The following is an 8,882-nucleotide window of genomic DNA, read 5'->3' as shown; positions in this document are numbered from 1 at the left end:
GATCCTCGGCAGTACCGGCGCCTGCGTGCCGACGTCCAGCGCCTTGGGGAAGGCGACCGCGGTATCGAGGATCTCGTGCGCCGGATCGGCCAGCGTCACTTGCCGTCCCCCATCACTCACGCTGGCGCGCAGATCGAGCCGGGTCTCGGCCGCTTTCGCCTTGCTGGCCTCGGCCGCCTTCTGGCTCGCCTCGTCGCGCTTGTCGGCCCAGCTCAGCCACAGCGACACGCCGGCGATGATCACGCCGGCGACCGCGACCAGTTCGCCGATGGTGAGCCAGCGGCGCCGGATCGCGCGGGCTTCGGTCTCTGCGGGAGTCTCGCTCATGGCTGGGCAATAGCGGCCGGCGGACGGCAAGTCACCGCCTGGGCAGCGTGATCGTGGCGGAAAGCCCACCGCCGTCGCGATTGGCCAGCGCGATGTCGCCGCCCGCCTCGCGCACGATCGCGCGGGCGAGGGTGAGGCCGAGGCCGACGCCGCCGGTGGTGCGGTTGCGCGAGGGATCGAGCCGGGTGAAGGGATCGAACACCGCGCCGAGCTGGTCGGGCGGGATGCCGGGTCCGCGGTCGGCGACCTCGATCCGCACCGCGTCTTTGTCGGAGCTCAGCAGCACCTCGCCCCCGCCGCCATATTTGACCGCGTTCTCGATCAGGTTGCGCACGGCGCGGCGCATCAGCGCGGGGCGCAAATGCAGGATCAGCCGCTGGCCGTCCTGATACTCGACCGGGTGGCCGAGGTCGCGAAAGTCGTCGACCACCGCGTCGATCAGCGCCGACAGGTCGGTCTCGGTCGGCGGTTCGCTCGGCCGGCCGAGCCGCGCGAGGCTGAGGATGTCCTCGAGCGTGCGGTTCATCTCGTCGATCGTGTCCGCCATGCGCTCGCGATCCTCGTCGTCCTCGACCGACTCGATCCGCACGCGCAATGCCGCGAGCGGCGTGCGCAGGTCATGCCCGATCGCGCCGAGCATCTGGTCCTTCTCGTCGAGCATCGCGGTGACGCGGCGGCTGAGCGTGTTGTAGGCGGCGATCACCGCGCGGACGTCGCCCGGGCCGCGCTCCTCGACCGGCTCGCCCGGATCGGAGGGCTTGAAGTCGCGCGCCGCCGCCGCGAGCTTGCGCAGCGGGCGCGCGACGCGGTGACCGATCCACAGCACCGGGATCAGCACCACGGCATAGAGGATCAGCGTCTGCGCGATCAGCTGCCAGATCAGCGAGCGTTCGGTGCGGGGCCAGCCGGTGGTCATGGTCAGCCAGCCCTTGCCGGGAATCTCGACCGCGACGCTGAGCTCGGCGCCCATCCGCTTTATCCGCTCGGCGCGCAGCGCGTTCATGCGGGCAAACCGCGGATCGGTGGGCGAGATCGGCCGGAGGCCGGTGACGATCCGGCCGACCGGCAGGTTCGATTCGCGCATCGCCTGGCGGATGCCCTCTTCGACGTCGAGGCGCGGTTCCAGCCCCGGCTCGATCGGATTGGTCGGCCGCAGCCGGAAGCGGCTCTTGGCCTTGTCGCGCCCGTCCTGCGGCTCGCGGAAGCGGCCGTCGCGGATGCGTTCGGCGGCGTCGACCACGCGCGTGATCGCCGGCGCGGTGACCTGGCTGAAGCGATAGGCGCGGCGCTCGCGCAGCAGCAGCGCGAAGTTGATCGCCTGCGCCACGAACAGCGCGACGGCGACGAGCAGCGCGATCTGGCCGGTGAGGCTGCGCGGCACGAGGCGGCGGAGCACGCTCACAATTTGGTGACGTCGCTCGCCAGCGTATAGCCGCCGCCCCACACGGTCTTGATCAGGGTGGGGTTCTTGGCGTCGGGCTCGATCTTCTTGCGCAACCGGCTGACCTGGTTGTCGATCGCGCGGTCGAACGCCGCCGCCTCGCGACCCTGGGTGAGGTCGAGCAGCTGGTCGCGGGTCAGCACCGCGCGCGGGCGCATCACCAGCGCGAGCAGCAGGTTGTACTCGCCGGTCGAGAGCGGCACCGACACGCCGTCGCGATCGACCAGCGCGCGCTCGCCGGTCTTGAGCACCCAGCCCGAAAAGGCGTAGCTGCCGCTTTCCGGGGCGTGCTGGCGCGTGCCGCCCACCTGCATGCGGCGCAGCACGACCTTGATCCGCGCCGCGAGCTCGCGCGGCGAAAAGGGCTTCACGACATAGTCGTCGGCGCCCATCTCGAGCCCGACGATGCGGTCGGTCTCCTCGCTCTTGGCGGTCAGCAGGATCACCGGCGTCTCGCTGGTCGCGCGGATGTGGCGGCAGAGGCTGAGGCCGTCCTCGCCCGGCATCATGATGTCGAGCACCACCAGGTCGATGGCATAGGCCGACAGCCGCGCGCGCGCCGCCTCGGCGTCGCCGACCTGTGTCACGCGGAAATTCTGCTTGGTGAGATACTGCGCCAGCGGCTCGCGGATCGAGCGCTCGTCGTCGACGAGCAGCAAATGCGGGGTCTCTGCGGTCATCTCCGCTGGCGTAGCAGATTCGCCGCCAGCCGGAAGACCCCGCGCCCGCGTCGCAAGCCGTGCCGCGAGTGCCGGGCGGGCACGGAGGAGGTCGTATAGCCCGCCCGGCATGCCGCTCACTCGTCCTGGGGGGTAGCAGGCGAGGGCGGGGTGGTCCCGCTGGCGCCGCGCTTCTTGCCGCGCTGCGCCTGCATCTCGGTCGCGTCGATCTTGCCGTCGCCATTGGCGTCGAGCCTGGCGAAGCGCTGTGCCGACTGGGCGTCATACTCGGCCTTGCTGATCGCGCCGTCGCCGTCATTGTCGGCGTGCTTCATCATATGGCCGGCCTGCATCCTGCCCGACTTCATCGCGGCAGGCGCGCCCATCGCCTCGCCGGCGGCCGCCTGCGCCCGGGCACGCCTGCCATTGCCCATGCCACGACCCATGCGGCGCTCGTCGGCGCCGATCGTGCCGTCGCCATCGGCGTCCATGCGCGCGAAACGCGCTTCGACCGCGGCGCGGTTTTCGTCCTTGCTGATCATGCCGTCGCCATTGGTATCGGCGCGCTCCATCGCGCGGTCGGCCATCCGGCCACCGCGGCGCGCGCCGGGCATGAAGTCGGCCATCTCGCCGCCCTTCTTCTCGGCCATCGCGGCGCGCGCCGTCTCGGCGCCGGCCTTGCGCTCCTCGGCGCTCAGCTGGCCGTCCTTGTTGGCGTCCATCCGGTCGAAGCGGGCGTCGGCGCGCTCGAGCATCTGCGCCTTGGACAGCGGCTGCCTCGGCGCCATCGGGGTGTCGGTCTGCGTCGCGATCGCGACGCCGGCCACCAGCATCGCGCCGATCGCGCTTGCGGTCAGAAGATTCTTCATCGGTCGGGGCTCCTCTCGGGCGGCCGGAGCCGCGAATGACGCCCTTCTGAATGCCGCCTGTCGCAACCCTATGTCAGCGCACCACGAAAGTGTCGCAACTTGTATCAGGGGGAACGAACCCGCCTTGCATCGAGGGCGCGAACCTTTTCCGTCACCCACGGGCTTGACCCGGGGCCGGGCTTCTTCGACCGGCCAAGGCAGCCCCGCCCTGGGTCAAGCCCGGGGTGACGAGGGGCATTGTTCCCGAGGCTCAGCCAAAAATGGCGACGCGTTGCTTGTCGGGCTCAGCCAAAAATGGCGACGCCTTGCTTCCCCTCCGCGACGAGTGCGCCGTCGGCGTTCCACATGCGCATCGCCTGGCTCGAATAGCCCTCGCGCGCGATGTCGGTCTGCGCGTGGAGCAGCCACCAGCCGTCGGTCGTCACCGGCCTGGGACGCAGGAAGTTGACGATCCAGGTCAGCGAGGAGAGCGGCGTCATCTTCTCGAACAGCTTGAACGCCGCGGGCGGCAGCGCGTCGCCCAGCGCCATCAATTCGACCTCAGGGTCGAGGCCGTCGCGCTCGATCAGCCGACCCCAGCGCAGCCATTCGGTGGGTCCAGCGTCCTTCAGGTCGAGGAAGTTGAAGTTGCCGGTGAAGAACCCGGGCGGTCCCGTGTAGAGCTCGGCATCCGCGGCGGGCGGTGCGTGGCGCGCGGGTACGGTCGTGTCATGGTCGATCGCCGACTGCAGCGCGGCCATGAACACGAAGGTCGTACGCAGGCCCAACCCTGCTTCCGAGACGATGTCCGCCTGAATGAACGCCGCGTTGCGGCCGCGGCGCAGCTTGGTGGCGGTGACCGTCACCGGCCCGGCCAGCGGCCCGATGAATGCCACCTGCGCCGAGCGCAGCGGCGGGAGGTCGGGCTCGATCTGCTTGGCCGCAGCGAGCGCGAGCGCGGTCGACAACCCGCCATAGGCGGTGCGCCCCTGCAGCCAGTTGGACGGGATCTCGGTCGCGAAGCCCGTCTCGGTCCGCCGGGCCTGCGCCAGCAGCGCGGGGAGCGAGGTCATGCCGGCTGGACCTCGGCATAGCGGTCGCGCAGCTCGCGCTTGAGCACCTTGCCGATCGCGCTGCGCGGCAGCTCGTCCACCGGCACCAGCGCGGACAGCCGCTGCGTCTTGCCGAGCACGGCGTTGACCGCGCCGAGGATGTCCTCCGCCGCCGTGGCGTCGGCGGGGACGTAGAACCCCACCGGCGTCTCGCCCCATTGCTCGGACGGCACGCCCACCACCGCGCAGTCGCGCACGCCGGGATGCTTGCCGAGCTCGGCCTCGAGGTCGCTCGGATAGATGTTGAACCCGCCCGAGATGATCAGGTCCTTCTTGCGGTCCATCAGGATCAGGAAGCCGTCCTCGTCGAAGCGCCCGACATCGCCGTGGCGGATGAACCGGTTGCCCTCGGCGTCGAACCATTCGGCGTCGGCGCTGGCCTGCTCGCGGCCGTGATAGCCGCTCATCATCGCCGGGCTGCGGCCGACCACCTCGCCCATCTCGCCCCGCGGCACCTCGCGCCCCTCCTCGTCGATCAGGCGGATGTCGTGTCCCTCGACCGGAACGCCGACGGTGTGGAGCTTGTTGGGGAACATGTTGCAGATCAGCACACTGGTGCCGCCGCCCTCGGTCATCCCGTAATATTCGACCAGCAGGCCGGGCCAGCGCGCCAGCACATCGGCCTTGAGCGCGGGCGGGAACGGCGCGCTGGTGCAGGTCTTGAGGCGGAAGGCGGAGAGGTCGAAGCTGTCGAAGTCCGCCACCGCCATGATCCGCTGATACTGCACCGGCACCAGCATCGCATGCGTCGCGCGATGCTTCGCCGCCGCCTCGAGGAAGCCGCGCGCGTCGAACTTGCCGAGCAGTACCGCGGTGCCGCCCCAGCCGAGCGTCGGGATGAAGCTCACCAGGGTGGTGTTCGAATAGAGCGGGGTGGCGATCATCGTCACCGCGTCGCCGAACCCCGCCGCGGCGTTGCGCGCGATATGCGCCCAGCGCATCGCGTGCGGCTGGACGATGCCCTTGGGCGTGCCGGTGGTGCCCGAGGAATAGATGATGTTGAACGGGTCGTCCGGGCCGATCGCGACCGGCTGCGGCTCGGCGCCGTCCGCCGGGAGCGCGTCGAGCGCGATCCGCTTCGCCGCGACCGGCCGGTCGCCCAGCGTCGCGGCAGCGTCGGCATCGAGGAACGCCAGCGGCGCGCCGCAATCGGCGATCATCGCGGCCATCTGGTCGCCGGTCGAGGAGGGCGCGATCGGCGCCGGCGCGCAGCCGGCACGGATCGCGGCGAGGAAGACCACCGCATAGTCGAGCGACATCGCGCCGACGATCGCGATCGCCTGTCCCTTGGCGGCGCCGTCGCGCTGGATCATCGCCGCGATCTCGTTCATGCGGACGTCGAGCTCGGCATAGGTCAGGCTCGCTTCGCCGTGCACGATCGCGGTCTTGTCGCCGCGCTCGCGGGCATGCGCGGCGATCAGCTCGGGCAGCGTGCCGAAGGGGTGGGTCAGGATGTCGGCGGCGGTTGGCATTCTCTCTCCTCGATTCGGGGCGGAGGCTATGCGAAAGCGTCGGGGGCTGCCATACGCGATCTTCGAAAGGCGGGATGATGACCGAGATGGAGGGCATGGCAGCGATCGTCACGGGCGGCGGCACCGGGATCGGCGCCGCGGTGGTGCGGCGGCTGGCAGCGCGCGGGGTGCGGTGCGTGGTCAACTATGCTTCGAGCAAGGACGCCGCCGAAGCGCTGGCGGCGGAAGTCGGCAACGGATCGATCGCGGTGCAGGCCGACATCGCCGACGATGCGCAGTGCCGCGCGCTCGCCAAGGCCGCGACCGAGGCGTTCGGACGGCTCGACCTGCTGGTCAACAATTCGGGCAAGACCAAGTTCGCCAACCACGAGGACCTCGACGGGCTCGACGCCGAGGATTTCCTCGACATCTACCGGCTCAACACCGTCGCGCCGTTCCAGATGATCCGCGCCTGCGCCCCGGCGATGCGCGAGGGGCCGGCGAGCGCGGTGGTCAACATCGCCTCAGTCGCGGGCGTGTTCGGCAACGGCTCGTCGGTCGCCTATGCCGCATCCAAGGGCGCGCTGGTGACGATGACCAAGAGCCTCGCCCGCGTCCTCGCCCCGGCGATCCGCGTCAATGCGGTTGCCCCCGGCTATGTCGGCACCGGCTGGTTCAGCGAACGCATGACGCCCGAAGCGTTCGAAGCGTTCGAGACGTTCATCGCGAGCCAGACGCCGATGGGACTCGCCGCGCATGCCGAGGACATCGCCGGGCCGGTGGTCAATCTGCTCGACCCCGCCAGCCGCGTGATCACGGGCGAGACGGTGCTGCTCGACGCTGGCGCGCATCTCGACGTGGGGCTGTCGAGAAGGCCGGGGCGGGGCTGAGTTCTTATCCTCCCCCGCCAGGGGGAGGTGGCGCCGAAGGCGACGGAGGGGGAGGAAGCGAAGGTCCCGCCGTCCTCCCCCTCCGCCAGGCTGCGCCTGCCACCTCCCCCTGGCGGGGGAGGATTTTCAGGTCACACCTTCGCGGTGCTCGCCGCGGTCTGGCCGAACAGCACCGCGCGTTCGGCGTCGGTCAGCGGCTGGGCCTGGCCGCGCACCTCGTCGCCCTTGGCATAGGCGCGGATCGTCGCGGGGCGGGCCTTCACCGCCTCGAACCAGCGCTTGATATTGGGGAAGTCGTCGAGATTCTGCTTGTGGTTCTCGTGCGGCACGATCCACGGATAGATCGCCATGTCCGCGATCGAGTAATTCTCGCCCGCGACGAACGGCTTGCCGGCGAGCTGCCGGTCGAGCACGCCGTAGAGCCGGTTGGTCTCGTTGGTGTAGCGCTCGATCGCGTAGGGCACCTGCTCGGGCGCGTAGATGTTGAAATGCCCGTTCTGCCCGGCCATCGGGCCGAGCCCGCCCATCTGCCACATCAGCCATTGCAGGATGTTGGTGCGCTCGCGCGGGGTGTCGCCGTAGAACTTGCCTTCCTTGAGCGCGAGATAGATCAGGATCGCGCCGCTCTCGAACACGCTCACCGGCTCGCCGCCGTCGGCGGGCGCGGTGTCGATGATCGCCGGCATGCGGTTGTTGGGCGCGATCCTGAGGAAGTCGGGCTTGAACTGATCGCCCGCGCCGATGTTGACCGGGTGGATCGTGTAGGGGACGCCGGCCTCCTCCAGGAACAGCGTGATCTTGTGGCCGTTCGGGGTGGGCCAGTAATAGAGGTCGATCATCGGACGCGTCTCCCGGGGCAGGGGTTGAGCGCGACAGATGGGGTGGCCGGATCGTTACGCAACCGCCTTCTGGTCGCTTTGCGGGCGGCGGATCAGGAACATCAGCACGATGATCGCGGCGACCCAGGCCAGTGCCGACGCCAAGGCGAACGCCGCGCCCGGGAAGCCATGCTCGGCGCCGTAAGCGAGCGTCTGCGTCAGGCTGAGCGGCCCGAGGATCGCGGCGACGCTGGCGAGGCTCGCCATGCCGCCCTGCAGCGCGCCCTGGTTCGACGCGTCGACCATGCGGCTGAGCAATGCGTTGAGCGAGGGATAGGCGAGCACCTGCAGCGCGCCGACGGTGAGCAGCGCATAGACCTGCCACCCCTGGTCGGCGAAGGCGTAGCCGGCATAGACCAGGGCGCCGATGACCAGCCCGATCATCACCGTGCGCGTCTCGCCCAGCAGCGCGATCGCGCGGCCGGTGACGAAGATCTGCGCCACCGCCATCGCCGCGCCCGAGGCCGCCAGCGACCAGCCGATCGCTTCGGAATCCCAACCATGCGCGAGCTCGGCATAGAAGGCCCAGGTCGAGGGGTAGACCTGGTGCGCCAGCTGCCAGATGAACATGACGATCAGCAGCGGCGCCGCGCCCTTGAGCCCGAACAGCGGCGCGAAGGTGCCGAGCGGATTGGCGCGCCGCCATTCGAACGGGCGGCGATTCTCGGGCGCGAGCGTCTCGGGCAGCCAGATCGAGATCCAGGTCGCGTTGAGCGCGGCGAGCGCGGCGGCGGCGATGAACGGCGCGCGCGGCCCGAGATCGGCGAGCAGCCCGCCGATCGCCGGGCCGATGACGAAGCCCATGCCGAAGGCCGCGCCCATCAGGCCGAAGGTCGCGCCGCGCTTCTCGGGCGGGGTGACGTCGGCGAGGATGGCGTTGGCCGGGCCGTAGACCGCGCCCGCGATTCCGGCGATCAGCCGCCCGGCGAAGAGCCAGGCGATGGTGGGGGCGAAGGCCATCAGCGCATAGTCGATCGCGAAGATCAGCATCGCCGCGAGCAGCACCGGCCGCCGGCCGTAGCGGTCGCCGAGATTGCCGAGGATCGGTCCCGCGAAGAAGTGCGCGAGCGCGAACACGATCGCCAGCCAGCCGCCGATCCGCGTCGCCTCGGGCAGGGTCCCGCCGGTCAGCTCGACGATCAGCGTGGGCATGACGGGAAGGACGATGCCGAAGCCGATCGCGTCGATCAGCACGGCCGCGAGCGCGATGGGGACGGCACGGTGATGGCAGCGCATGGGAGCCCCTTTTGGAGGGGCTTCGAGCCCGAGCGGCATG

8 protein-coding genes and 1 pseudogene are annotated in these 8,882 nt (G+C 70.2%); 1 reads left to right on the top strand and 8 read right to left on the bottom strand.

Features of this window, described 5'->3' with window-relative positions:
- The 6 genes and pseudogenes from ABDV68_RS16510 to ABDV68_RS16485 form a co-directional block, all read right to left on the bottom strand.
- Positions 1-327, bottom strand: a pseudogene (locus ABDV68_RS16510) (hypothetical protein); the annotation flags it as partial.
- Positions 328-358: 31 nt separating this feature from the next.
- Positions 359-1,723, bottom strand: coding sequence for a HAMP domain-containing sensor histidine kinase (locus ABDV68_RS16505; RefSeq protein ID WP_343521200.1), 1,365 nt, complete (start codon positions 1,721-1,723; stop codon positions 359-361).
- Positions 1,724-1,725: 2 nt separating this feature from the next.
- The gene (locus ABDV68_RS16500; RefSeq protein ID WP_343521199.1) at positions 1,726-2,448 is read right to left on the bottom strand and encodes a response regulator; all 723 of its coding nucleotides are present in this window, start codon (positions 2,446-2,448) and stop codon (positions 1,726-1,728) included.
- 116 nt (positions 2,449-2,564) lie between these two features.
- Positions 2,565-3,296 (bottom strand): hypothetical protein, encoded by a 732-nt coding sequence (locus tag ABDV68_RS16495; RefSeq protein ID WP_343521198.1) that lies wholly within the window; start codon positions 3,294-3,296, stop codon positions 2,565-2,567.
- 284 nt (positions 3,297-3,580) lie between these two features.
- Positions 3,581-4,348 (bottom strand): thioesterase family protein, encoded by a 768-nt coding sequence (locus ABDV68_RS16490; RefSeq protein ID WP_343521197.1) that lies wholly within the window; start codon positions 4,346-4,348, stop codon positions 3,581-3,583.
- Positions 4,345-5,859 carry a class I adenylate-forming enzyme family protein gene (locus ABDV68_RS16485; protein WP_343521196.1) on the bottom strand — a complete coding sequence of 505 codons (1,515 nt, stop codon included), beginning with the start codon at positions 5,857-5,859 and terminating at the stop codon, positions 4,345-4,347. Before ABDV68_RS16485 ends, ABDV68_RS16490 begins: the two co-directional genes overlap by 4 nt.
- A gap of 77 nt (positions 5,860-5,936) precedes the next feature.
- Between ABDV68_RS16485 and ABDV68_RS16480 the strand changes: the two genes are divergently transcribed.
- On the top strand, positions 5,937-6,728 hold the full coding sequence (locus ABDV68_RS16480) for an SDR family oxidoreductase (RefSeq protein ID WP_343521195.1): 792 nt from the start codon (positions 5,937-5,939) through the stop codon (positions 6,726-6,728).
- Between the two features lie 131 nt (positions 6,729-6,859).
- On the opposite strand, the gene ABDV68_RS16475 is transcribed toward ABDV68_RS16480, so the two are convergent.
- Complete coding sequence (locus ABDV68_RS16475; protein ID WP_343521194.1) at positions 6,860-7,567, bottom strand: glutathione binding-like protein; 708 nt, start codon at positions 7,565-7,567, stop codon at positions 6,860-6,862.
- Positions 7,568-7,621: 54 nt separating this feature from the next.
- Positions 7,622-8,842, bottom strand: a complete 1,221-nt coding sequence (locus ABDV68_RS16470) for a TCR/Tet family MFS transporter (RefSeq protein ID WP_343521193.1) — start codon at positions 8,840-8,842, stop codon at positions 7,622-7,624.
- Between the last annotated feature and the right edge of the window lie 40 nt (positions 8,843-8,882).

Source organism: Sphingomonas sp. (assembly GCF_039595165.1).
Classification (GTDB): domain Bacteria; phylum Pseudomonadota; class Alphaproteobacteria; order Sphingomonadales; family Sphingomonadaceae; genus Sphingomonas.
This window is presented reverse-complemented; position numbering and strand designations above follow the sequence as displayed.

What these genes read in the sequence shown, in the direction of transcription:
- ABDV68_RS16500 (WP_343521199.1), bottom strand. Translation starts at nt 2,448, where the DNA reads ATGACCGCAGAGACCCCGCATTTGCTGCTCGTCGACGACGAGCGCTCG.
- ABDV68_RS16490 (WP_343521197.1), bottom strand. Translation starts at nt 4,348, where the DNA reads ATGACCTCGCTCCCCGCGCTGCTGGCGCAGGCCCGGCGGACCGAGACG.
- ABDV68_RS16470 (WP_343521193.1), bottom strand. Translation starts at nt 8,842, where the DNA reads ATGCGCTGCCATCACCGTGCCGTCCCCATCGCGCTCGCGGCCGTGCTG.
- ABDV68_RS16480 (WP_343521195.1), top strand. Translation starts at nt 5,937, where the DNA reads ATGACCGAGATGGAGGGCATGGCAGCGATCGTCACGGGCGGCGGCACC.
- ABDV68_RS16475 (WP_343521194.1), bottom strand. Translation starts at nt 7,567, where the DNA reads ATGATCGACCTCTATTACTGGCCCACCCCGAACGGCCACAAGATCACG.
- ABDV68_RS16495 (WP_343521198.1), bottom strand. Translation starts at nt 3,296, where the DNA reads ATGAAGAATCTTCTGACCGCAAGCGCGATCGGCGCGATGCTGGTGGCC.
- ABDV68_RS16485 (WP_343521196.1), bottom strand. Translation starts at nt 5,859, where the DNA reads ATGCCAACCGCCGCCGACATCCTGACCCACCCCTTCGGCACGCTGCCC.